Origin of the sequence: Limibacillus sp. MBR-115, from assembly GCF_040549425.1 — a bacterium.
GTDB classification, from domain to species: domain Bacteria; phylum Pseudomonadota; class Alphaproteobacteria; order Kiloniellales; family CECT-8803; genus Limibacillus; species Limibacillus halophilus.
Genome location: NZ_JBEPTJ010000005.1, coordinates 67,917 through 91,548 on the forward strand (window position 1 = coordinate 67,917; position 23,632 = coordinate 91,548).

The window sequence follows — 23,632 nt, forward strand, 5'->3', positions numbered from 1 at the left end:
GAGGGGCCAGCATGCTGCGAATAAAGTGTCCCCATTGCGGCGAACGCGATCACTCGGAATTTGCTTATGGCGGTGATGCCGGCGTGAAAATGCCCGCCATCGACAATGAAGATTTCGAGGCTTGGTACCAAGCGGTGTTTATCCGCAAGAATCCGCGTGGCCGCCACCTGGAGTACTGGCACCACGCACAAGGGTGCCGGGAGTGGCTGAAAGTCGAGCGCGATACAATGACTCACGAGATATTCTCCGTTGCCGCAGCCCGTGAAGTAGAGGAGGGCGCGCAGTGACCTCGCAGCCTTATCGCATATCCCAAGGCGGGAGAATCGATCGCTCCCAGCCACTATCGTTTTCATTCGATGGCAAAACCTATGTGGGCTTCGAAGGCGATAGCTTGGCGTCGGCCTTGCTGGCTAACGGCGTCCACCTGGTCGCCCGTAGCTTCAAGTATCATCGCCCGCGTGGAATCTATGGTGCGGGGGTTGAAGAGCCTAATGCCCTGGTCGCTTTACGTGAAAGCGGCCGTCACGAACCTAACGTGCGGGCAACAACCGCAGAATTGTATGATGGCCTATCGGCGCGAAGTCAGAACAACTGGCCGTCGCTGAAGCTCGACTTGATGGCCGTCAATGGTTTGCTGTCACCGGTGTTTGGCGCGGGCTTCTATTACAAGACCTTCATGGGGCCGACCCGGAAGGCATGGATGTTTTATGAGCACTTCATCCGCAAGGCCGCGGGAATGGGCAAGCCGGGCCGCGAAGCCGACCCGGACCGCTATGAGAAAGGCCATCTGTTCTGCGACATTCTGATCGTGGGCGCTGGGCCGGCGGGAATCGCGGCTGCGTTGTTGGCGGGAAGCAGCGGTGCCCGGGTTATCTTGGTCGAGCAGGATCGGGAGCTGGGCGGATCATTGCTCGTGGATGCGGTTGGCAGTGCCGGCGATGTTTGGTTGGCCGAGCAAGTCGCAGCGCTGACTGCGATGAATAACGTGCGAATCATGCCCAGGACCTGCGCTTTTGGTGCTTATGACAATCTGACTTTTGGGCTGTTGGAGCGGGTTGCGGATCATCTCGCTGTACCCGATGCCTTGCAGCCGCGCGAGCGTTTCTGGACCTTGCGCTGCCGCCAAGCGATCATCGCGACCGGTGCGCTGGAGCGGCCAATCGTGTTCTCGCGCAATGACCTTCCTGGCATCATGTTGGCATCCGCCGCACGGACTTATGTCAATCGCTACGGCGTATTGCCCGGACGCAATGCCGTGGTGTTCACCAATAATGATAGCGGTTATGCGGCCGCCTTCGATTTAGCCGACGCAGGCGCAAATGTTACCATCGTCGACCCACGTCAAGACATTGGTCCCGATCTCTATCATGGAGCAGCGGCACGTGGCATCGACTTGCGCCCTGGACAGGCCGTTATCGAAGCGAACGGCGGCCAACACGTCAAAAGCGTTGTCGTCGGCGCCTATGATCCAGCTAGCGGTCAGGCAGGCGGGGCAACCGGTGCTGTAGCCTGCGATTTGCTTTGTTTGGCGGGCGGCTGGAACCCAACGGTGCATTTGGTTAGTCAACGCGGCACGCGACCGGCTTTCGACGAGGCGCTGGCGACCTTTATCGCTGACACTGCGCCTGCCGGGTATCAGGTCGCGGGCGCAGTAACCGGGGATCTTTCTAGCAGTGGCGCTGTGGCAAGGGGTATCTCCGCAGGGCAAGCTGCCGCCAAGGCTTGCGGTCAGGAGGGGCGGATAGAGGTTCAGACCCTTGATCCATCCCTGGGTGAAATTTGGACACAGCCCCTGTTGCCGATCTGGCAGGTCAGTCCTGCCAAGGGGAAAGCGACAAAGGCTTTCCTCGACCTGCAGCATGACGTTTCCACTTCCGATGTCGAATTGGCTCATCGTGAAGGCTATGTATCGGTCGAACATTTGAAGCGCTATACGACGTTGGGCATGGCAACCGACCAAGGCAAGCTGGCGAACGTCAATGCCTTGGCGATCATGGCCGGGCTACGTGCCGAAGCCATTCCCGAGGTCGGTACAACGACATTCCGACCACCTTTTACACCTGTCACGATCGGTGCCTTAGCCGGTCAGGAAACCGGGCGGCACTTCCGTCCTATCCGCCGCACGGCGATGGAAGAGTGGCATCGTGCTAACGGCGCGGTCTTTGTTGAGGCGGGACTGTGGATACGTCCTTGGTACTATCCCCAAGAAGGCGAAGACCTGAACGCGGCATATCGCCGAGAAGCAGCCGAGGTCCGTAAGCGCGTTGGAATCGTCGATGTATCGACACTAGGTAAAATCGATGTTCAAGGGCCTGATGCCGGTGAGTTCTTGAATCGGGTCTACGTCAACGGCTTTGCCAAGTTACCGGTGGGTCGGGCGCGTTATGGCGCCATGCTGCGGCCGGACGGCATCGTCTACGATGATGGGACGACGTCACGGTTGAGTGAGGATCATTACTTCATGACGACCACGACGGCTGCCGCTGCAAAGGTCCTGTCCGAGTTGGAGTTCCTGCTGCAGACACAGTGGCAGGATCTTCGTGTGCAGGTGACTTCTGTGACGGATCAATGGGCCGGAATGGCCGTGGCGGGTCCCAAGAGCAGGGCGTTGCTGGAAGACGCCGTCGAGGATATCGATTTGTCGAACGAGGCTTTTGGTCCGATGAGTGTCGGAACTGGCCGGGTCGGCGATATCCCTGTGCGTATCTTCAGACTGAGCTTCTCCGGCGAGTTGGCCTATGAGGTCTTTACGCCTTCGGGGTATGGAGAAGAGCTGCTTGACCGCTTGGTTCGGGCGGGTAAGCCGCATGGCGTGCTGCTCTATGGTCTCGAATCCATGGGCGCACTTCGGATTGAGAAAGGTCACGTGACCCACTCCGAGATCGATGGGCGTACAACCTTGGACGATATTGGCCTTGGCCGTATGGCCAGCAGTAAGAAACCCTATATTGGAAAAGTTTTGGCGCAGCGCGAAGGACTTGTCGACCCGAACCGACCCAAATTGGTCGGGCTGGAGGTTGTCGAGGAAGCTGACAGAATTGGCGGTGGTGCGCTGCTCTTCGGCGCAGCGGCCGTTAAGGAAGGACACGGTGAGGGTCATGTGACTTCGGTCACATACAGCCCTCACAAAAGCCGTTACATCGGGCTGGGTTTCCTGGCTCGTGGAGATCAGCGACAGGGCGAGATCATAGAAGCTCATGACCCGGTTAGGGGACGTGTGACGAAGGTGAAGGTCGTCTCATCTGTTTTCTATGATCCAGAAGGGGAGAGGACAAATGCCTGAGGTGCGTTCGGCTTTGCAGAGCGGGTATCCAGCTCCGGGGCATTATGGTCCAGAGCACTTGCAGGGTGTGACCTTGCAAGAGGATTTGACTAGGGACCTCGTGCAGGTCACGGCCTGGACAACACAGCGCGCCGCTGTCGCCGCTGCCCTGGAAGAAACGCTCTCCATTGCGCCGCCAAAGAGCTGTGGCGTTGCCACCATGAAAGAGATGACAACCTTGTTCCAGGTTGGCCCCGGTCGCTATTGGGTGTCCGCACCGCGTGAAGCACGGCTGATGGACAAGCTATCGGCACGGATCGATAGCGACCTAGGGGCGGTTACCGACCTTGGGCACAGCCGCACCACTCTGCGGATTTCCGGCCCGGCGGCCCGAGACGTTCTGGCTAGAGGCTTTGCCATCGATTTGGATACAACCCAGTTTGGGCCAGGTGCCTTCGCTCAGACGGTCGTGCACCATATTGGCGTCATGGTGCACAGGCCTGGAAACGATGAGGCATTGTTCGAATTATTAGTTCTACGCACTTACGCCTTAAGTTTTTGGGAATGGCTGTTCGATACGGCGCAAAGCTTTGGTTGCACACTGGAGGCGCGGAAGGTCTGATAGGGTGTTTGCAGCTATCCTTGAAAGACCTATATGACCGCGATTCTTACGGTTACGGTGAACCCCACTGTCGACCTGTCCTCCGAAGTGGAGACCCTGCGACCACATAGCAAACTGCGATGCGAGCCCTTGTGCCGTGAACCTGGCGGCGGCGGCATCAATGTCGCGCGCGTCTGTCAGCGGCTGGGAGCGCCTGCGACGGCTGTCTACACAGCAGGCGGGGCTACCGGCGCCATCCTCCACGACCTCCTCATGGGGGAATCGCTGGATGGAGAAGCGGTTTCGATCACAGGTGAAACGCGCGAGAGCTTCACGATTTTCGAGCAGAGTAGCCAGCGGCAGTATCGATTTTTGTTCCCCGGCCCCAATGTGAGTGAGGAGGAGGGGGCCGCATTGTTGTCCGTCATCGAAAATTGCGAGCCGGTGCCGGCGTATGTCGTTGCAAGTGGCAGTATCGCACTTGGATTGGGGGAAGATTTCTTTGCGAGGCTCTGCGCGCTTTCGAACACTCTTGGTGCGCGCTTTGTCCTCGATACCCACGGACCGGCGCTTCGGCGCGCGGTGGCGGCGGGTGGCATCGACATTTTAAAAGTCAATTTGCGTGAGCTGCGCGAGTTGACCGGTCTTAGTCTGGAGCGGGAAAGTGACCAGCTTGAAGCCGCACGCGGCCTCGTCGCCGACGGTAGCTGCAGGGTACTCACCCTCACCCTGGGAGACAGGGGTGCCTACGTAACCAGTCCGGAGGGAAGCTTTCGGGCGCAGGGCTTGACGATCAAGACCGTTAGCGCCGTGGGCGCGGGCGATAGTTTTCTGGGCGGTTTTCTTAGTCGGCTGTCTCGGGGAGACAGCCTCAAGGAAGCATTTCGTTGGGGGGTGGCTGCGGGCAGTGCGGCCTTGCTGACACCTGGAACCCAGCTTTGTGAAGCCGACGCCGTTAATGAGCTGCTGAGTGCTGTTAAGGTGGTGCCGGTCTCGTTGCCGGCGTAGGATACAAACGCGATGCCCTTTCGGGGTTTGGCGGCAGGGTATTATCCTGCGGAAAGCGTTTGGTGCGTCATTTCCACAAAGATTGTTCCAACAGGCTGTAAGTGGATTGCCTCATGGTGGGTGTAACGCTTCGCAAGGCATCGGTTAGAGCACCTTCAACACCGCCTAGCTATGTCGCTTGCTTCACCGGTGTTTTTACCGAAGCGGAGTGCTTGCGGTTGAGGGACTTGGTCGATCTCGATCGTCCGGAACCGGCTGCCACAAAGGCGGGTTACGCGCCGCTCGTTCGCCGCAGCACGATCGCTTGGGTGCCGGAGAGTCCTGCATGGGAATGGACGGATAAACGGATGGCCACGCTGTTGGCCGACGCTAACCGCGAACAGTTTGCATTTGAGTTGCTGGGATTTGAAGAACGGCTGCAAGTTGCCCGCTATGAAGCCATTCGGCGCGGAGCCTTTGATTGGCATTGCGACCGGGCGCTTTCTGGGCTTGCAGCAAGCCGAAAGCTATCAATCACGGTCCAACTGTCGGAGAAAACCGAATATCGTGGCGGCAATCTGGAGTTCTTTGGGAACGGGAGGAAATGGAGAGCGCCACGCGAACGTGGAACCGCAATCGTTTTCGCGTCCTTCTTGTCGCACCGGGTGACGCCAGTCACTCACGGCTTGCGCCACAGTTTGGTTGGTTGGGCGCACGGGCCAGATTTTAGGTGAAGGTTTGTACCGTCAGGTCGCCCTATCCGGCCCCGGATCCTCATCGACTTTCGTAGAGTTCCCTTCGCGCAGCGTTTGTATGAAATCCACGGCGGTCAGGATCAAGACTCCAACGACCACGACGGACAGATCGAAGAAGGGAACGGTATAGATGATGTAGACGAGAAAGCTGGCGAAAACCATGTAGGCAATGAATGCATAGATCACATCCTCGGACTGGCGAAGACGTGAAAGCAAAAAGATAGCGAAAGTCGTCCCACCGATGATGAGATAAAAGTGCATCTCGATGAACTTCATTAACTCTTGCATGGTCAAGTATCCTTCATCAGCCCAACAGTGCCCTGCACTCTATTCAGGCTTCTCATTGTCTGTTACCGCCGCATCCACGGTCTTGGCGAGCCAGCGCGCGACGCGCAGCAATCGAGCGTCATCGCCCCTACTTGCAACCAGTTGCACGCCGAGCGGTAGTCCGTCGGGCCCTTGTAGCAACGGGAGCGTGATGCAGGGGAGGCCGCAGAACGTCCAAAGCGTAGAGAAGATTGGATCGCCGGTTTTGCCTAACCCATTCGGAGCCTGCCCTGGTGTTGCCGGCGTCAGGATGGCGTCAAAATTCTCAAACAGCTCATCCAGGCCATTTCGTAAAGCTTTGCGGCGATCCAGGCCTCGATTGTAATCCAAAGCCGTTACCTTATGCCCTTCCTCGATCATATCGCGAAGCGTTTGGGTAAGTTGGTCCCGGCCTTTCTCGTAGAAGGGGTTTAGGTTCTTGGCAAGGTCGGCGACCATGATCCGGCGATGGTGGAGATCCGCTTCACCGTAAGCGTCTCCCAGTTCCACCTGGACGCTGGTATCGCCCAACAAGGCAGCCAGTTCTTCGAAAGCCTCCTTGGTGTAGTCCTCGGCTCGATCCCAGAAAGGGGACGGCACGAAAGCTAGGCGTGGCGTTACGGGCGGCGCTTCACTCGCTACGCGCAGCAGAGGCGGCGGCGCTTGGGCCGTCATGGCCGGATCCGCGGCATCAAATTGCATCAAAGTCTGCCCGAGTAGTGCGCAATCCTCGACGCTTCTGCCAAAGACACCAACGGTGTCGAAATGTCCCGAACCGGGCAGCACGCCCTTACGGGAAATCAGACCGAAGGAAGGTTTGTAGCCGTAAACGCCGCAGTACGACGCTGGACGCACGACCGAACCGTTGGTTTGCGTGCCAATTGCCAGTGGTGCCATGTAGGCGGCCACTGCCGCTGCCGACCCGCTTGAAGAGCCGCCCGGCGTGTGGTCCGCGTTGTGCGGGTTCCGGGTTTTGCCCGGCCCAAACACCGCAAGCTCTGTGGATACGGTCTTACCTAGAACGATGGCACCGGCTGCTTTAAGAACGGAAACCAGGGTTGCGTCTTCAAACGGGCGCCGTCCAGATTGCAAGACAGTTCCGTTCTCGGTCGGTAAATCCCTGGTATCGATATTGTCCTTCAGTGCCACAGGCAGTCCATGCAGCGGTCCGAGGGGTAGTCCGTGTTGCTTGCGCTTATCCGCAGCCTCGGCTTGCCGCAACACGAAGCCTACATCGAGGTGTGCCCAAGCCTGTACATCCGGATCGACGGCTTGGATGCGGGCAAGATAGGCTTCCGCCAGTTCGGTAGCCTTGAGACTGCCTTCGCGAAGTTGCGCAGCAGCGTCACCGGCACTTAGACCCAGCAGGGCCTCTTTCGCCGAACTTTTGGCGCTTGAACCGATTGTCTTGCTCGTAGCACTGCTATTCTCAGTCATTGTGCGATCAGCCTCCGCCCGTCGAGTAGACAGTGTTGGGCAGCCAAAGCGCGATGCCTGGGAAAACATAAAGCAGAACCATACAAATCAGCACCAAAGCGAGATAGGGCATCACACCCTTGAATATATGAACCAGCTCTACGTGCGGCGGCGCGACACCTTTCAGGTAGTAAGCGGACATCGCCATGGGCGGGGTCAGGAACGACGTTTGAAGGTTAAGCGCGACAAGTATCCCGAAAAACAGCGGATCGATCTCAAAATAGTGGACCAGGGGCAGGAAGATCGGCACGAAAATAATAATAATCTCCGACCACTCCAGCGGCCAACCAAGCAGGAAGATGATGATCTGGGCAATAATTAGAAAGAAGATCGGAGACAGATCCAGCCCGATCACGAACTCCTGGATGAGCTTGTCGCCGCCAAGAACCGAGAACACGGAAGAGAACAGCCAGGAACCGACGAACATCCAGCACACCATCGCGGACGTTCTCACCGTCAGGTATACCGACTCTCTCAGTCTTTCCCAAGTCAACGCCCGATAAGCAAAGGCAAGGATCAGGCCGCCCAAGGCACCAGCCGCCGCCGCCTCCGACGGCGACGCCCATCCAAAGAGGATCGCACCGAGAACCGAAAGGATCAGAAGTGCCAAAGGCACGAAGGAGGTGAGCATCAACCAGAGAATCTGCTTCTTATCCACGCCTTCGACGTCCTCATCGGAGAGGCGAGGCGCAAGCTTGGGGTTCAACCAGGCACGCGTCACGACATAGATCATGTACATGCCTGCAAGCAGGAACCCTGGGAAGATGGCACCAGCGTATAGCTGGACGATGGAGACGCCTGATGCAGCGGCATAAACGATCAACATGATCGAGGGTGGGATCAAGATGCCTAGGCAACCACCGGCGCAGATCACGCCTGCCGCAAAAGAGGTGTCGTACTTGGCCTTGAGCATGGCCGGAAATGCCAGCAAACCCATCAGCGTCACAACAGCACCGATGATGCCGGTCGCCGTTGCAAAGAGCGCACAGGTCGCCAAGGCCGCGACGGCCATGGAGCCGGGCATCGAACGGGCGGCGACCTGGATGGAATAAAAGAGGCGGGCAACGATGTTGGCCCGCTCGACCACATATCCCATAAACAAGAACAGCGGTATCGCCGTTAGTACGTCACTCGACATGACCTCATAGGTTTTCGAGGTGATGAGGAAAGAGAGGCGTCCCACGACGCCAGGATCGAGTATGGATGACATGTAGGAGGGATCGTAAAACGCATAAACGCCGAATAGGACGCCCATACCCATGAGGGTAAAACAAATGGGAAACCCGAGCAAAATGACCAGGATGAACATGGCCAACATCATTACCGCGACTTGGGGGTCGGTCATTGCGGCTTACCTCCCGATGCGGCGTCACCGGTTATCTCTGGGCCGCCTGTGCTGACAAGAACCACGTCTTCATGCTGGTGCAGCAGCATGGTTTCCATTTCCTCCACATCATGAAGCCGATCGGGCCACGCGCCGTCCTTGATGCAAATGATGCAGCGTAGGACCTCCGCGATACCTTGCATAAACAGCAGGACCGCCGCGATTGGGATGATTGATTTGAACTGTGCGATAGGGACACCGGCAGGGCTGTTAATCGACACCTCGCCTGTACCCATGTTGAAACCCCAGGATTGTGCGGCGTACTGTGCGCCGACGATGATCATTGCGATAATGCCAGGGAAAAACAGTACGAAATAAAGCGTTATCTCGATGATGGCCTGAACTCTGGGCTTCAGGAGTCTGAAAATAACATCGCCGCGAACGTGGCCGTTCCGAGACAACGTGTAGGCGCCCGCCATCAAAAACAGCGCCCCGTACATGATGTAACTCAGATCAAATGCCCAGGCCGTTGGGGCTCGGAAGAGCTTCCGAACAATAATCTCGTAGCTTACGCCCAAGGTCATTACCAAGACACACCAAGCGAATGCCTTGCCTGTCCAGGCGCTGAATTTGTCGATTGAGAAAAGGAAATCACGCATGCGGTCCCATCCGTTCGCGTTGTCGGGTGGTGTTCGTAATGCGCCGCTTCTGGCTAAGCTTTGGAGCGTTCCAACGACAATCCAGAATACGAGCATTCACGGGTGCTTAAGGGCGGCACCGGAGCGCCGCCCTATCAGCGTTATGCGATTTAGCTCATTACTCCAGGATCAGAAGTTAATCTCACCCGGGAAGTAATGTTTGAAGGCCAGCTTATAGTCTGCTGAGTTGATCAGATCGTAGAAGGCGACCCGATGTGACCATTCGCGCTGGGAGTCCACAACTTTCTTGAAGAAAGCGTCCTTGTTCAATTCTTCAAGAACCTTATCCCAAGACGCTAGCTGTGCCGCCATCACGGAATCCGGCGTGCGGTGCACCTTGACACCAGCCTCGTTGATCAGCTTTTGCAGATCGTTCGAGTAGTTATCCATGGCCGTTGCATAGTTTGAGGTGTTGGCTGCTTCAGCCGAATACTCAAGAATTTTCTGGTGCTCTTCCGGCAGAGATTCAAAGCGTGCCTTGTTGAAGATGATTTCGAAGAATTCTGCAGCCTGGTGGTAAGAACCCATCATGTAGATCTTCGAAACGTCCTGAGCGCCAAACCGGCTATCGGAAGTCGGGTTGTTGTACTCAAAGGCCTCGATAACGCCGCGCTCCAGGGCTGGCACGATTTCACCGCCCGGCAACTGAGTCACCTGCAGGCCCATACCCTGCATGATGTCCGTAGCCAAGCCCACGGTACGATACTTGAGGCCTTGGAGATCGTCTGCGCTCTTGATTTCCTTCTTGAACCAACCAAGCGGCTGAGTCGGCATCGGCATGCAGAAGAACCCAACAAGGTTCAAGCCGAGGATATCCTGCACCAGCTCTCTGTATAGCTCTTTACCGCCGCCCTTGTGAATCCAGGCCAGAATTTGCGAGGCGCTGGCGCCGAACACAGGACCGGTTCCAAAAAGGGACGCTGCTTTATGCTTGCCGTACCAGTAAGCGGTAACTTGGTGCCCGCCATCCAGAACACCATTATGAACGGCGTCTTGGACCTGGAACGCGGCCACAACCGCACCGGATACAAGGTATTCGATCTTAAGGCGACCACCGGCCATATCCTCGACGCGCTTAACGTATTCTTGCGCCATTTCATTGAAAATATCCGCCGCACCCCAGGCACCTTGCATGCGCAACGTTACGGTCTGAGCCCGTGAAACCTGCGGAAATGCGATGCTGGCGGCAGCGGCTGCACCGGCAACGCCAGCGCCCTTTAGAAACTTACGACGATCTGGCGTTTGAGCCTTTTCTTCTGAAACCTTAACCTTCTTTTCGGAAACCTTTGTCATGCTTTCCTCCCGAAATGCGTGCGTTAAGAGCCAGCCCGTTCTTTTTTTGCTCAGTGACGGGTCACAACTCTGCTTACAGAAAAACAGCGTAGGGGGTGGTTTCTAGGACTGCAAGTCAAAGTACATGGTATAAATCGAAAGTGATGATTATTGCAGGGGCGAAATAACCTTCCATCCAATCGCAGACTGCAGATATTTGCGTTCTTGTGCTGTGGCAAAAAAGCAACAATTCTAATAATTGAATTGATGCGGGCTATTAGCTGTTACCCAATAGATGATGAAAAACCTTGGAAAATGGCGAAATCATTTAACAGCTGTTCTGGACAAGATGACCAGTCGCGCGTGATGTATTTGTCATAATTTTCCTGTAGAAACATGAAGATACCGGCATCAATGCTAAGCACCGGTGTGCGTCGTTAAAACGCAAAATTTGTTCGGAAATATCCTTCGTATGCCGGGACATAGACGGAATTATCGCTAGTCGTAGGTCTTCGTTAATCGCTTGATACAAAAATCAGCGCTATGTATCGTTTTGTAAGGTTCTGGCAACCTAACAAGGGGAATGAGACGTGAAAAAGCAATTTTACAGGGTATCTGCCGCAGCCGTAGCGTTGCTCGTGGGTATGGGAGCAACCGGCGCGCAGAGTGCAACGCTGAGTGAGGCGATTGCTCAGGCATTGGGTTTTAATCCACGCATTAAAGCAGCAGACAGCAACCGGGAGGCAGTCAATTACGAGTTGCGTCAATCCCGTTCATTCTATCTGCCACAGGTTGATGCGACCGCGGGCATAGGTGTCGCGTCGATCAACGATTCGATCACCCGGAGTTCCGGAACAGACGACTACAGCACGATGCAGCCGGAGGAATACGGCATTATTCTCCAGCAGCGTTTGTTCGATGGCTTCGAGACCGACAGCCTAGTCGCTCGCGATAAAGCACGGTTCAAGGCGGCCAGCCGCAGAGTCTATGAGACTTCGGAATTTTTGGCGCTGGATGTGACTGAATCCTACCTCAACGTCGTCCGTGCACAGAACTTGCTGGCTTTGGCCGAGGAGAACGCTCGGATTCACGAGGCAATCCTCGATTCCTTGCGCCAGCGGGGCAGTGGCGGCGTAGGCAATCGTGCCGACATCGACCAGACGGAAGCGCGTTTGTTGCGCGCCCGTTCCGTCGTCGAGGACACGGAGAACAGCCTTCAGGATGCTCGCGCCTCCTATACGGCGCTCGTCGGTGAGCTGCCACCTGCGCTTGATGCCCCGGGCTGTCCGACCGGCAGCATACCCCCGGGTGAAGCCGAAACGTTGGCTCAATTAATTGCCCAGAACCCGACATTGAGGGCTTTGGATGCCGACGTGGAGGCCAACGACGCCCGTGTCGACCTTTCTGAGTCACCGCTTTATCCACGGTTGTCGGTTGAGGCGAGTTCAACCTACCGCGACGACCAAGACGGTGCGGAGACCTGGGAATGGGATAATCGCGTCATGCTGATGATGCGCTGGAATCTTTACAGCGGCGGCCGTGATGCGGCTGGTAAGCGTGAAGCGGTGGCGCGTCTTGGACAATCGAAGTTCGAACGCAGCGTCGCGTTGCTGCAGGCTGAGGAAGAGACCCGGCAATCGTGGAACGCGCTGCGTGCATCGCAACGCCGCACCGGACTGTTGACTGACGCCGTTGGCTCGTCGCGGGCAACCCGTGATGCCTACCGTGAGCAGTTCCGCGTCGGCAATCGAACGCTCCTTGATGTGCTGGATGCGGAAAACGAAGTCTTCGTGGTCAGCAGCGAGTTGGTGGATTCACAAACGGTTGAGTGTTTCCAGCAGTATCGTATCCTTGCGCTGACGGGTGGTTTGCTCAGGTCGGTCGATGTTGCCGCGCCGGCGACGACCGATGAAACGCCACCTTCGTTTGAAGACACTATCTTAGTTGAGTAGTCGAAAGGCAGGTCCTATTGGCTGACCAGGCGAGCAATTCCCTGGATTTGTTTGGAGGCGAGGCGCCGGATGCGAATGCACCGGCGCCTGCCGACACTTGGGTGCTGGACCTTGGCGACCTAATTGCTGACGCCCAAGGTGAGATCGTTGTAGCGGAAACCGCGGGAGCGCATCTTACCATCACCGCCAGCGCGTCCATTTCGGCGACAGGCTTGGCTGAAGCGCATACGACGAGCGCCGGTTTCGATGTCGATGGCTACAATTTTGTCCGTTTCGACAACGGAATTACACTTTATTACGAAGATGGGATGGATCTGTCCCTTCTCGCTCAACACGGGACAACTGGCTGAGATAGCATTCTCCCGCCTAGTCCCTAATTTCCCCTAAGTCAATGTTCGTGGTTGCGGATCATGCGCCGAGCGCTGGGACACGCGCGGCCGCTTTTGGCGGTGCAAACCAGGCAATGTAATTCGGCGGCGCTTCCGCCCGACGCTGCAAGCGGATGAAACTGATTTCCGTTGCGGTCAATTTGCCTGGCAGAAGCACAAGCGCCTGGCGGACCGAAAGTTCCGTCTGGCCGGACACCAAGCCATCCCAGAAGCGGGCGAAGGATTGGCCCATTTGCAGCCGTAGCAATGACCCCAGATCTGCGCCGACCAACGTCCTTCGTTCGCGTCCTAACCAATTCAGAACAGATGCGTTGCAGTCTAGAATCGTTGCCTGCGCCGAAAGAAGAACGCCGGGGCAGGGGGTCAGGTGAAATACGTGAAGAACCTCGGATGACGGCACCTCTTTCTTGCTGGCTTTCTTGAGCGAACTTCCCTCCATACTGCCGAATGCAAGGCGGGCCAGACAGTCGAGCATGCAAACCCCTCTGAGGTAAGCAGTCAGATTGCCGCTCACATAATCCCGGCTCATACGGCCAATGAGCGGACCAAGTTGCCGCTTCTCGATCTTTGCCACTTCTTCGAGGTACTCCCAAAAAACTTCTTCCAGACGAATGGAGGTCCGCTTTTTCCTGAACTGTAACGTCCGCGTGCGCGTCGTTAAGGCGCGGACCGGGGCACGCTGCGGTGCTGCGTGAGGAAACGCGCCCCTGTCCGGGGGAGCTGCATTGGGAGGCATTGTCACAGAGTTAGCCATATCAGTCCGATCGATAAAATTCATTTAAACAAGCATAATATATTATGTCGCATTTAGTAAACAAAGTATTGTCCGCCTTCCGATTCCACGTCAAAGTGTCGTGGAATACAAATTAAGACGGTGGGAGAGGTGCGCGCAGCGCGCCCGAAACGGGAGATAAGAAGATGTCGGAAAAGTTGACACAGATCGCTCAGAGTGAAACGGCCCTCATATTGACGCCGCCAGCTGCTGGAGAGGTCATTCGGGTTGAGCTCTCGGATCAACCGTTGCAGTTCAATTTCAATATCGATCAAGCGACTTTTTCGATCGAAGGCAACGACCTTGTGATTACTTTTGCCAATGGCGGTATGATCATTGTCGAGGACTATGTGGTCGACGCGCCTTTAGGCGTCGGTTCAATCATTCTTGCTGATGGCACGGAACTGGTTCCCGCAGAAGTCGGCGCCCGGCTTGAAACGGCGCAGACGATTGAGCAACCGGCGGCTGGTGAGACCATCAGTCTTCTCGTCGAACCAAACCAGGCTTTCGTCTTCAACTTCGACCCGGCTTCCGCAACGATTCAGATTGATGGCGATAACCTGATTTTGGTGTTTGCCGATGGCGGCCAGATCGTATTGGAGAATTATTTCGCGCCGACTCCCGGCAGCGAGTTTACGCCTTTCACGCTTCTCGCGGACGGTAGCCCGCTGTCTGGCGATCTTATCGCGGCGCTGGCAATTCAGCCTGCTGCCGGACCGGCCGCGCCGACGGATCTGACGACACCGCAGCCGAGTGATAACCCACAGGGCGGCGGCGGCGAATTCGAAACCCCCGGAACGACGTTGTTGGCGGGTGAGAATCCGTTGAATTTGTTGGGCCCGGAGCATGAGGACCAGGGCGTTCCGCCTTTGCCCATCGACGACCAGCTTCCGCTGCCTGAGGAAGAGCCGCCGGTCAACTTGCCGCCCGATGCTATCGATAACGACTACGTGGCGGACGAAGACAATCCCATCAACGGCAACATCGTGACCGACGAGACCGGTGACGGTGTCGACAGCGATCCTGAGAGCGATCCTCTTACTGTGATCGCGGTTAATGGCAGTGGCGGTAACGTCGGCTCGCAGATCGCGCTGGGTAATGGCCTGCTGACGGTGAACGCCGACGGCACCTACAGCTTTGACCCGAACGGCGGCTACGAGAGCCTGGGCGTGGGTGAGTCGACCAGCGAGAGCTTCACCTACACGATCAGCGACGGCAACGGCGGCACGGACACGGCGACGGTGACCATCGTCATCAACGGCGTGAACGACGCCCCGGACGCCATCGACAACGACTACTCCACCGATGAGGATACGCCGGTGGGTGGCAACATCGTGACCGACGAGACCGGTGACGGCGTTGATAGCGATCCGGACGGCGACACCTTGACGGTGATCGCTGTTGACGGTGACGGCGGTAACGTCGACACGCAGATCGCGCTGGGCAATGGCCTGCTGACGGTAAACGCCAACGGCACCTACAGCTTTGACCCGAACGGCGGCTACGAGAGCCTGGGCGTGGGTGAGTCGACGAGCGAGAGCTTCACCTACACGATCAGCGACGGCAACGGCGGCACGGACACGGCGACGGTGACCATCGTCATCAACGGCGTGAACGATGCACCCGATGCCATCGACAACGACTACTCCACCGATGAGGATACGCCGGTGGGTGGCAACATCGTGACCGACGAGACCGGTGACGGCGTTGATAGCGATCCGGACGGCGACACCTTGACGGTGATCGCTGTTGACGGTGACGGCGGTAACGTCGACACGCAGATCGCGCTGGGCAATGGCCTGCTGACGGTAAACGCCAACGGCACCTACAGCTTTGACCCGAACGGCGGCTACGAGAGCCTGGGCGTGGGTGAGTCGACCAGCGAGAGCTTCACCTACACGATCAGCGACGGCAACGGCGGCACGGACACGGCGACGGTGACCATCGTCATCAACGGCGTGAACGATGCACCCGATGCCATCGACAACGACTACTCGACGGATAGTGAGAGCTCGGTCAACGGCAACATCGTGTCCGACGAGACCGGCGATGGCGTGGACAGCGATCCGGACGGCGACACCTTGACGGTGATTTCGGTCGATGGTGACGGCGGCAACGTCGACACGCAGATCGCGCTGGGCAATGGCCTGCTGACGGTGAACGCCGATGGCAGCTACACCTTCGACCCGAATGGCGGTTATGAGAGCCTGGGTGCTGGTGAGTCGACCAGCGAGAGCTTCACCTACACGATCAGCGACGGCAACGGCGGCACGGACACGGCGACGGTGACCATCGTCATCAACGGCGTGAATGACGCACCCGATGCCATCGACAACGATTACACCACCGATGAAGACACCCCGGTCAACGGCAACATCGTGACCGACGAGACCGGTGACGGCGTTGACAGCGATCCGGACGGCGACACCTTGACGGTGATCGCGGTTGACGGTGACGGCGGCAACGTCGATACGCAGATTGCGTTGGGCAATGGCCTGCTGACGGTAAACGCCAACGGCACCTACAGCTTTGACCCGAACGGCGGCTACGAGAGCCTTGGCGTGGGTGAGTCGACGAGCGAGAGCTTCACCTACACGATCAGCGACGGCAACGGCGGCACGGACACGGCGACGGTGACCATCGTCATCAACGGCGTGAATGACGGTCCGTCCATTTCCGCAACGGCGACCGCAGTCGTCTCGGAAGAGGGATTGCCCGGCGGTATTCCGGACACGGTCGGCACGGACGATACGACCGACTCAATCACGGCCAACGGTTCCTTTACCGTTAGCGACCCGGATGGCGATGCCTTGACAGTCGTCTTCAACAGCGCGCCGGCAGACGGTTTCTTGACGGTCGATGGCGCGGATATAAACTGGAGCGGCGTCGGCACGCAGACTTTGACCGGCACCGGCGGCGGCACGACGATCACCCTAACGATCGACAATACCGGCGCATATACGGTGGCGATTGACGGTCCGGTGGATCACGCAAATGGTGCGATCGAAGACGACCTCGACTTCAACGTCGGCGTGCTGGTTTCCGATGGCAACGGCGGCAGTGCGACCGGTACCCTGACGGTGACCATCGAAGACGATAGCCCGATTGCTGGGGTCGACTTCCTGTTGGTTAGCAATTCGCTTGGCACCAGCAACGGCGACATGATGCCGGAGTTTGGTGCCGACGGCGGGACCGTAACAGGTGTGTCGGCCGACAATCTACCGGACGGCTTCTCGATCTCCTCTCAATCCACGGATGGCGGCGGCGTTATCACGACAGTGATTAGCAACGCCGACAATACTGCCTCGTTCGAGTTGGTCATGAATCCGGACGGCACATACACCTTCGAGGTTCTGGACGCCTTGGATCCGAATAGCATCGAACAGACACTGACGGGCCTGACGGCCGGGGGTCCGGTGCCTTCCTTGGTTTTGAACGTTGGTGGGCCGGAGACCGGAATTGTCGCGACCTTCACCTCGCCGAGTGGCGGTGGAATTAACTCCTCCACCAACGGTATGGGTGTAGCGAACAACACCGTTTCCGGCACTGAAAGCATCCAGATTGCATTCAATCAGTCGATTTCGGCGATTACCTTGGATGTCCAGAAGCTCTCAACGGGTGAGCAGTTTGAGTTTGAACTGCATCTGGATGATCCGGTGAACACGGTACTGACCGGTACTTTCACCGCGCCTGGTGGATTTGGTGAAGGCGATACCATTCCGGACGTCGATCTGATCGCCGCAGGTGGTTTCTCCGCCGGTCAACTCGCATTGATTGAGCAGTACGGTTTCTCGACAGTGATCATCGAGGCCAACAACACCGGTGACTTCCGCTTATTGTCAATGGAGATCACCGAAACCGAATTGCCGACTGACGTGGTCTTCAACTTCGAGGTGCAACTCACCGATGCCGACGGCGACACTGCTATCTCGCACCTGACCATCGATGTCGATGGCAATGGTGACGGCGTAGCCGATATCAACGGCACTTCTGGGAATGACCATCTTGTTGGCGGCAGCCTCGCCGATCTCCTAATTGGTTTCGAGGGTGGTGATACCTTCTATGGCCAGGGTGGCGACGACGAGATCACTCTCGGTGTCGATGCCTCGACCAATGACAATGCCTCCGATACCGTGGTGATCGGCGTTGGTGACGGGGTCGATACGATCTACGGCTTCGATGTCAGCGACCCAGCCGGCACCGGCGACTTCCTTGATGTCTCCGAGCTCTTCACCGATCCGGCAGGCTTTGTCAGCTTCGACGGCAGTGCCGATGTCAACGGTGACGCAATCAATGACTACGTGGTCAGCGTCAGCGCCGACGGCGGGCCGGCTGTGCAGGTGGCCATCCTCGATGGCGCAAGCCTCTTCAATGAGACGGGTAATGCTGCTGCGGATCTGGCCGACAACGTCAGCGCGAATTCGCTGGTATAAGGTTCTTTCCTCGCCCTCGGCAGGTCAGCCAAGGGTTCAAGTCGAGAAGGCCGGTTTTCCCAATAGGGGAGCCGGCCTTTTTCGCGATCAGGGGTGACGGGCGTCAGGAAAGACTGTGCCGCAGAGATCGTACAAGAAGAAAAAGAAAAGGCCCCGAATTTGGGGCCTTTTTACTTGGTGGCAATCTTTAGGTGCGTTAGTTGACTTGCTTCATACGCTCATAGGACTTGCGACGCCATTCGGCATCGTCAGCTATGTCTTTCAAGGTTACCTTTTCCTCAGTTTGCTTACCCTGCTCCAGAACCAAAGGCGCCTTCGCGGGTGCAGGGGCGGTAACTGCTTCTCTATCATTGTTAGCAGGCCCAGAGCATCCCCAAAGGAATATGCTTCCTGCAATCAACACTGACTTACACGTCATCTGCACATCTCCCTGTGCATATTTTCGTATTTGAATGTATATTACAGTTGATTATTAATCATTTATCAAGTGTTTCTAATCATCTTTAGAAAGAAAAATATTTAAATAAATTGAATCATACGATGCCTAAGATTTACTATCTTGGGCTCGGAAAGTGAGATTTGGAGATAAGGGGCGGAAGCGTGCGAACTGGACGACTGGGATTCCAGAAGTTGGTGTTGGCCACCGAGCTTGCCGTGATTCTTGGCGGTCTTCTCGCTTTTGGAATTGGTCACTCTTGGATAGAGCAGCCGGAACTGGGGGATGCCCTGGATGAAATCGGAACTCTCGCGAGCGGCCTGGCCGATGAGGGAGGCCGCTTGCTGAAAGAGCTGACGGCTGACGGTGATGATGCGGCGAATTAAGCAGGCGCCTCGACTGCAAAATGACACGTTACGCTGTAACTTGATGTGAGAGAGATGGAACATTCCGTATGGATCAGGCCGACGTATTGAAAGCTATTGGGGCAGATGCTGATAGGAATGTAGCCGGCCAAAGCGCCGATAGTCCGGTCATGAGTGCCGGCATCGCTCTTTCCAAGCTTGCCGGTCGGCCGGTTTCGCCCTTGCAATTGCGTCATCATATGGGTGAGCGCAACGATTTGGAGAGCTTGGGCCGCAGCCTCAAGGCCATTGGGTTGCCTGCGAGCATCTCGCGGGCCCGCAAGCTTCAAGCGATAGCGCCTAGGCACTTTCCTTGTTTACTCGAACAGCAAGACGGCAAGGCTTCGGTTCTCCTGCGTTTCATTACCCGCACACGGGTTCAAATTTGGAATCCAGAATCGCGAATGGCCGAGGTTGTCGAATGTGACGAACTTGCCAAGTCGTTTACCGGCCGCTTTCTGGTGGTCGGTGGAGCAGGCGAGGCGGGTAACCGTTTTGAACTGGCGGCATCGGCCAGCCGCCGTGGCTGGTTCTGGCAAACTCTCAGATCATTCTGGCCGGTTTACGGCCACGTCATTATCGTCTCTTTCCTAATCAATTGCTTCGCACTGTCGATCCCGCTTTTCGTTATGAACGTTTATGATCGGGTCGTGCCAAACCAAGCTATTGCGAGCTTATGGGCGCTTGCAATAGGCGTCATTCTGGCGTTGTCATTCGATTTCCTGTTCCGCAATTTGCGCAGTTATTTCATCGATCACGCAGGGCGCACGGCCGATAGCGTGATTGGATCCCGTCTAATGGGACAGCTCTTATCGCTGCGGCTGAAAGAGCGCCTCGGACAGGTCGGAACTTTCGCCAACTCCTTGCGGGAATACGAGAACATCCGCGAGTTCTTCTCCTCCAGCACGATCAGCGTGCTGGTCGACCTGCCATTCGTGCTGTTGTTCATTCTGGTTATATATCTGATCTCGGGTCCCTTGGCTTTCGTGCCTTTGGCGGCACTTCCTTTGGTTCTGTTGTTCTCGCTTTTACTCCGGATCCCGATGCGCAGGTTGACGGAGCGGAACCTGCAGGACGCCGGCACGCAGCACGGCGTCATTGTCGAGGTGACGGCCGGGTTGGAGACCATTAAGTCGAGCGGCGCCGAAAGCCTGTTCATGGATCGTTGGGATCGTGCCATCGAACGAAGCTCCGAGACCTCGCGGCAACTACGTTTCTACTACACTGTTTCAACGGCCTTTACGCAGTTTTCGGTGCAGATGGCGACGGTTGTCATCATCGTCTGGGGCGTCTATCTGATCAAAGACAATCAAGTCTCCGTCGGTGCTCTGGTCGCCGCTACCATTCTGACCGGTCGTTCGCTGGCCCCGCTTGGAATGATGTCGAACATGCTGTTGCGGCTTCAGCAGTCTTTGTCTTCCTTGAAGCGGCTGAATGCCTTCATGAAGTTGGAATTCGAAGATTACGGCGCCGGGCGCCTTTCATCGATCCTGGAAGAAGGCGGGTTGGACATGCGCCAGGTCGTCTTCAGTTATCCCGACGCCAAGCGTCAGGCGCTCAATGGCGTGAGTTGCCGCATCCGCCCGGGCGAGAAGGTCGCAATATTGGGGCGCATTGGTTCAGGCAAGAGTACGGTTGCTCGGATGATGGTCGGCCTCTATGACCCCGAAGAGGGCAGCATCTCGCTCAACGGCATCGATCTGGCGCAGTACAACCCCTCGGACTTACGGCGCTATGTCGGCTATGTCGGGCAGGAGAATTTTCTCTTCTCCGGATCGATCAGAGAAAACATTGGGATTGGCGCACCGCTTGCAGATGAGGAAGCGATCCATCGAGCGGCGGATGTCTCCGGTGTATCCGAGTTTGTGCGGCAGTTCCCTGACGGTTACGAAACCCCGGTGGGCGAGCGCGGCGCCTCCTTGTCCGGCGGACAACGGCAAACGATTGCGCTAGCGAGGGCACTGGTGCTCGATCCGTCGATTCTCATACTCGATGAACCGACGAGCCAAATGGATCAAGGTTCGGAGGCTCGGTTGCGTGAGCGGCTGACCGAGTACACCAAGGACAAGACACTTATCATCATAACCCATCGCACTTCGTTGCTTTCACTGGTGGACAGACTGATCGTCATCGACGCGGGTCGTATCGTGGCGGACGGACCGAAAGAAAAGGTTTTACAAGACCTGAACCAGGGAAAAGTGAAGGCGGCGGAGTAGGGAAGCCAAAGTATGACACGCGGGCATGAAGCCGACGAATTGATCGACCTAGCCTTGATGGAGGAGCGCGCCGCCCGCTCGGGAAGCCGCTTTGCCTACATCCTGAGTCTGCTGACGGTTGCAGCGCTGGTTACATTCTTTGTTTGGGCGGATAGGGCCGTTCTCGAAGAGGTCACGCGGGGTACTGCGACGGTTATTCCTTCGAGCCGCACCCAAGTGATCCAAAATCTCGAAGGCGGCATTATCGACGGACTACACGTGTCGGAAGGCGATATCGTGTCACCCGGCGATCTGTTGGTGACGATACGTAACGAGATAGCGCAGAGCGCCTTTGCCAATGCGTACACGCGATACTACAGCCTACTTGCTTCCACGGCGCGGCTGGAGGCTGAGGTGTCGGGTAAGGAAGCACCCACTTTTCCCAAAGAGGTAATTGCCGAGGCACCGGAGATGGTTGCCCAGGAACTGCGTCTCTTCAACGCCCGTCAGGATCAGTTGAACGCGGGCCTGCAAGTGCTGCAAACAGCAGCTGACTCGGTGGATCGCGAGATCATTGAGTTGAAGGCCAGGCATGATGCCGTTACGGCGACCCTTTCGCCGGCCCGTCGTGAACTATCCATGCTGCGCCCACTCGCCAGCAGGGGAATCGTCTCACAAGTCGATGTGCTGAGGCTCGAGAAAGAAGTCGCCTCCCTGTCAGGAGAAGCGACGACCGTTGAGCGCTCCATCGAACGGGCCGAGAGCAATGCCAAAGAAGCGCGAGAAAGGGTGGTAGAAGCCGTTTTGGGCTTCAGGAGCGATGCCTTGGCCCAACTCAATGAGCAGCGTGTCGATTTGAAGTCTATTGCGTCTCAGATCAATGCTGAGCAGGACCGGGTACAGCGGACCGAGGTACGTGCACCCGTTCGTGGCACCATCAAGCAGCTCTATAAGACTACGCTGGGTGGCGTTGTTCGTCCTGGTGAGACGATCATGGAGATTGTTCCGCTCGACGATACTCTGTTGGTCGAGGCGGAAATCACGCCGAAGGATATCGCGTTCCTTCACCCCGAACAAAATGCGGCCGTCAAAATGACGGCGTATGATTTTTCCGTCTATGGCGGATTGGTTGGCACCGTAGAGCGAATCAGTGCCGACACGATTGTCGATCAGGAAGGTAGAAGTTTCTTTAAAGTCTATGTACGCACCAACAAGAACTACCTCGAGAAAGACGGCGAGGTCTTGCCAATAATACCGGGAATGACGGCTCAGGTGGATATCCTAACCGGCCGGAAGTCGGTCTTAGAGTACCTCAGCAATCCAATCGTGAATTGGAGAGAGGACGCATTACGGGAACGGTAAACCGATATAGCCAGCCACGACAAAACAAAATAGGCGCCATTTCGGCGCCTTTTTTCTAAATAACGTATAAAAATTTAATAAAATAAGACTACAGTTAGAGTATAAGTATATTATAAATCTAACTATTAACGGCGGTTTAACATCGTATTACTAAGGTTTATCTGCTTACGCCAATTGCGGCGTCTTCAGTACGAAGGGAAAGCAGATGAATTCCGACCCAATATTTCACCCCTTCACGAAACAATTTCTGAGAATTCCGTCTTTCTGCCTGGCGGTAATATTCCTTTTGGCCATGACGGTCGAAACCATGGCTGCTTCCAACTCGATCGCCGGCGCGGCATCCTTTCGACATGCTGCGCTAGGGAATCTCGTCAGCTTGTCGACGGATCTGGTGCCGAAATGGAGCCGGGTAAGAACGGACCTGAAATCGGTCGGGAGAGGACGCGTAGCGCTCGCTCGGTCGCAGCACACGCGCTCGTGGAGCCGATGGGGGCATCTCGTCGAGAGAAAGAAAGCCGTCACCCTTGGGGCGTTGGCAGTAGGTATTCATCGCCGACTGCAAAAGGTGGCGTATCGCGAAGATGGCGACGGTGATGTTTGGCAAACACCGGAGGAAACGCTAGCCGCAATGGCGGGCGACTGTGAAGACCAAGCAATCTTGGGTCTCTCGCTAGCTTTGGCCGCGGGAGTGCCACCTTCAGAAGTCGGCTTAGCCGTTGGTTATGACAAATACGGCCGGGCACACGCCATTCTCGCGATTTTCGATGGAGACCGCGTCCTTGCGGTCGATATCAACGAGCCGAAGGTGCAGGAAATCGAAGCGAGTGGGTTCCAGGCGCGCATGGTGACGTTTGTCGATCAGGTCTGGATCACGCGAAATTGACGAATTCGACCGGCGCCAGTGATCGGCTACTCTAAAATCGCTACGCAGTTATAAAAATTCTAATTTGGCGGCATTTTTTTTGATTGATTGTTCAATTTTCGTCCTGCACCTACTTTTATTCGATC

The 23,632-nt window shown here is 56.6% G+C and carries 19 protein-coding genes; 12 read left to right on the forward strand and 7 right to left on the reverse strand.

Going from position 1 to position 23,632, the window contains the following annotated elements; all coding sequences use genetic code 11:
• Positions 1-11 precede the first annotated feature (11 nt).
• The 5 genes from ABIE63_RS11600 (at position 12) to ABIE63_RS11620 (ending at position 5,584) form a co-directional block, all read left to right on the forward strand.
• The gene (locus ABIE63_RS11600; RefSeq protein WP_354504642.1) at positions 12-287 is read left to right on the forward strand and encodes a sarcosine oxidase subunit delta; all 276 of its coding nucleotides are present in this window, start codon (positions 12-14) and stop codon (positions 285-287) included.
• Positions 284-3,283, forward strand: coding sequence for a sarcosine oxidase subunit alpha family protein (locus ABIE63_RS11605; RefSeq protein WP_354504643.1), 3,000 nt, complete (start codon positions 284-286; stop codon positions 3,281-3,283). The genes ABIE63_RS11600 and ABIE63_RS11605 overlap by 4 nt, the downstream gene beginning before the upstream one ends.
• A complete protein-coding gene (locus ABIE63_RS11610) occupies positions 3,276-3,884 on the forward strand; it encodes a sarcosine oxidase subunit gamma family protein (protein WP_354504644.1) in 609 nt (202 codons plus the stop codon). The genes ABIE63_RS11605 and ABIE63_RS11610 overlap by 8 nt, the downstream gene beginning before the upstream one ends.
• A gap of 33 nt (positions 3,885-3,917) precedes the next feature.
• The gene (locus ABIE63_RS11615; protein ID WP_354504645.1) at positions 3,918-4,871 is read left to right on the forward strand and encodes a 1-phosphofructokinase family hexose kinase; all 954 of its coding nucleotides are present in this window, start codon (positions 3,918-3,920) and stop codon (positions 4,869-4,871) included.
• 113 nt (positions 4,872-4,984) lie between these two features.
• Positions 4,985-5,584 (forward strand): 2OG-Fe(II) oxygenase, encoded by a 600-nt coding sequence (locus ABIE63_RS11620; protein WP_354504647.1) that lies wholly within the window; start codon positions 4,985-4,987, stop codon positions 5,582-5,584.
• Between the two features lie 12 nt (positions 5,585-5,596).
• Here ABIE63_RS11620 and ABIE63_RS11625 read toward each other — a convergent pair whose 3' ends face one another.
• The 5 genes from ABIE63_RS11625 to ABIE63_RS11645 all read right to left on the reverse strand — a co-directional run bounded on the left by ABIE63_RS11625 (position 5,597) and on the right by ABIE63_RS11645 (position 10,702).
• Entirely contained in the window at positions 5,597-5,893 is a 297-nt protein-coding gene (locus ABIE63_RS11625) for a hypothetical protein (RefSeq protein ID WP_183416254.1), read from the reverse strand.
• A gap of 39 nt (positions 5,894-5,932) precedes the next feature.
• The gene (locus tag ABIE63_RS11630) at positions 5,933-7,348 is read right to left on the reverse strand and encodes an amidase (RefSeq protein WP_354504648.1); all 1,416 of its coding nucleotides are present in this window, start codon (positions 7,346-7,348) and stop codon (positions 5,933-5,935) included.
• Positions 7,349-7,355: 7 nt separating this feature from the next.
• On the reverse strand, positions 7,356-8,732 hold the full coding sequence (locus ABIE63_RS11635; protein ID WP_354504649.1) for a TRAP transporter large permease subunit: 1,377 nt from the start codon (positions 8,730-8,732) through the stop codon (positions 7,356-7,358).
• On the reverse strand, positions 8,729-9,370 hold the full coding sequence (locus ABIE63_RS11640) for a TRAP transporter small permease subunit (protein ID WP_183416257.1): 642 nt from the start codon (positions 9,368-9,370) through the stop codon (positions 8,729-8,731). The genes ABIE63_RS11635 and ABIE63_RS11640 overlap by 4 nt, the downstream gene beginning before the upstream one ends.
• Positions 9,371-9,538: 168 nt before the next feature.
• Positions 9,539-10,702, reverse strand: coding sequence for a TRAP transporter substrate-binding protein (locus tag ABIE63_RS11645; RefSeq protein ID WP_354504650.1), 1,164 nt, complete (start codon positions 10,700-10,702; stop codon positions 9,539-9,541).
• Between the two features lie 569 nt (positions 10,703-11,271).
• Here ABIE63_RS11645 and ABIE63_RS11650 point away from each other — a divergent pair.
• Together ABIE63_RS11650 and ABIE63_RS11655 are read left to right on the forward strand one after the other, a co-directional pair.
• On the forward strand, positions 11,272-12,633 hold the full coding sequence (locus tag ABIE63_RS11650) for a TolC family outer membrane protein (RefSeq protein WP_354504651.1): 1,362 nt from the start codon (positions 11,272-11,274) through the stop codon (positions 12,631-12,633).
• 17 nt (positions 12,634-12,650) lie between these two features.
• Entirely contained in the window at positions 12,651-12,983 is a 333-nt protein-coding gene (locus tag ABIE63_RS11655; protein WP_183416260.1) for a hypothetical protein, read from the forward strand.
• Positions 12,984-13,041: 58 nt separating this feature from the next.
• Here the strand turns inward: ABIE63_RS11655 and ABIE63_RS11660 are convergent, their stop codons facing one another.
• Positions 13,042-13,800, reverse strand: coding sequence for a ribbon-helix-helix domain-containing protein (locus ABIE63_RS11660; protein WP_354504652.1), 759 nt, complete (start codon positions 13,798-13,800; stop codon positions 13,042-13,044).
• Between the two features lie 140 nt (positions 13,801-13,940).
• On the opposite strand from ABIE63_RS11660, the gene ABIE63_RS11665 reads away from it, so the two are divergent.
• A complete protein-coding gene (locus tag ABIE63_RS11665; protein ID WP_354504653.1) occupies positions 13,941-18,227 on the forward strand; it encodes an Ig-like domain-containing protein in 4,287 nt (1,428 codons plus the stop codon).
• 196 nt (positions 18,228-18,423) lie between these two features.
• On the opposite strand, the gene ABIE63_RS11670 is transcribed toward ABIE63_RS11665, so the two are convergent.
• Positions 18,424-18,645 (reverse strand): hypothetical protein, encoded by a 222-nt coding sequence (locus tag ABIE63_RS11670; protein ID WP_354504655.1) that lies wholly within the window; start codon positions 18,643-18,645, stop codon positions 18,424-18,426.
• Between the two features lie 182 nt (positions 18,646-18,827).
• Here ABIE63_RS11670 and ABIE63_RS11675 point away from each other — a divergent pair, with 182 nt between their 5' ends.
• The 4 genes from ABIE63_RS11675 (at position 18,828) to ABIE63_RS11690 (ending at position 23,507) form a co-directional block, all read left to right on the forward strand.
• Positions 18,828-19,049, forward strand: coding sequence for a hypothetical protein (locus ABIE63_RS11675; protein ID WP_354504657.1), 222 nt, complete (start codon positions 18,828-18,830; stop codon positions 19,047-19,049).
• A 68-nt stretch (positions 19,050-19,117) separates the two neighbouring features.
• The gene (locus ABIE63_RS11680) at positions 19,118-21,283 is read left to right on the forward strand and encodes a type I secretion system permease/ATPase (RefSeq protein ID WP_354504659.1); all 2,166 of its coding nucleotides are present in this window, start codon (positions 19,118-19,120) and stop codon (positions 21,281-21,283) included.
• Between the two features lie 12 nt (positions 21,284-21,295).
• Positions 21,296-22,624, forward strand: coding sequence for an HlyD family type I secretion periplasmic adaptor subunit (locus ABIE63_RS11685; protein WP_183416266.1), 1,329 nt, complete (start codon positions 21,296-21,298; stop codon positions 22,622-22,624).
• Positions 22,625-22,829: 205 nt separating this feature from the next.
• A complete protein-coding gene (locus tag ABIE63_RS11690; protein ID WP_354504660.1) occupies positions 22,830-23,507 on the forward strand; it encodes a transglutaminase-like cysteine peptidase in 678 nt (225 codons plus the stop codon).
• Positions 23,508-23,632: the final 125 nt, after the last annotated feature.

Bases quoted from the DNA above. Each gene is read 5' to 3' on its own strand.
- ABIE63_RS11600 (WP_354504642.1), top strand. From the start codon at position 12: ATGCTGCGAATAAAGTGTCCCCATTGCGGCGAACGCGATCACTCGGAA.
- ABIE63_RS11610 (WP_354504644.1), top strand. From the start codon at position 3,276: ATGCCTGAGGTGCGTTCGGCTTTGCAGAGCGGGTATCCAGCTCCGGGG.
- ABIE63_RS11615 (WP_354504645.1), top strand. From the start codon at position 3,918: ATGACCGCGATTCTTACGGTTACGGTGAACCCCACTGTCGACCTGTCC.
- ABIE63_RS11620 (WP_354504647.1), top strand. From the start codon at position 4,985: ATGGTGGGTGTAACGCTTCGCAAGGCATCGGTTAGAGCACCTTCAACA.
- ABIE63_RS11625 (WP_183416254.1), bottom strand. From the start codon at position 5,893: ATGCAAGAGTTAATGAAGTTCATCGAGATGCACTTTTATCTCATCATC.
- ABIE63_RS11630 (WP_354504648.1), bottom strand. From the start codon at position 7,348: ATGACTGAGAATAGCAGTGCTACGAGCAAGACAATCGGTTCAAGCGCC.
- ABIE63_RS11635 (WP_354504649.1), bottom strand. From the start codon at position 8,732: ATGACCGACCCCCAAGTCGCGGTAATGATGTTGGCCATGTTCATCCTG.
- ABIE63_RS11640 (WP_183416257.1), bottom strand. From the start codon at position 9,370: ATGCGTGATTTCCTTTTCTCAATCGACAAATTCAGCGCCTGGACAGGC.
- ABIE63_RS11645 (WP_354504650.1), bottom strand. From the start codon at position 10,702: ATGACAAAGGTTTCCGAAAAGAAGGTTAAGGTTTCAGAAGAAAAGGCT.
- ABIE63_RS11660 (WP_354504652.1), bottom strand. From the start codon at position 13,800: ATGAATTTTATCGATCGGACTGATATGGCTAACTCTGTGACAATGCCT.
- ABIE63_RS11665 (WP_354504653.1), top strand. From the start codon at position 13,941: ATGTCGGAAAAGTTGACACAGATCGCTCAGAGTGAAACGGCCCTCATA.
- ABIE63_RS11670 (WP_354504655.1), bottom strand. From the start codon at position 18,645: ATGACGTGTAAGTCAGTGTTGATTGCAGGAAGCATATTCCTTTGGGGA.
- ABIE63_RS11680 (WP_354504659.1), top strand. From the start codon at position 19,118: ATGGATCAGGCCGACGTATTGAAAGCTATTGGGGCAGATGCTGATAGG.
- ABIE63_RS11685 (WP_183416266.1), top strand. From the start codon at position 21,296: ATGACACGCGGGCATGAAGCCGACGAATTGATCGACCTAGCCTTGATG.
- ABIE63_RS11690 (WP_354504660.1), top strand. From the start codon at position 22,830: ATGAATTCCGACCCAATATTTCACCCCTTCACGAAACAATTTCTGAGA.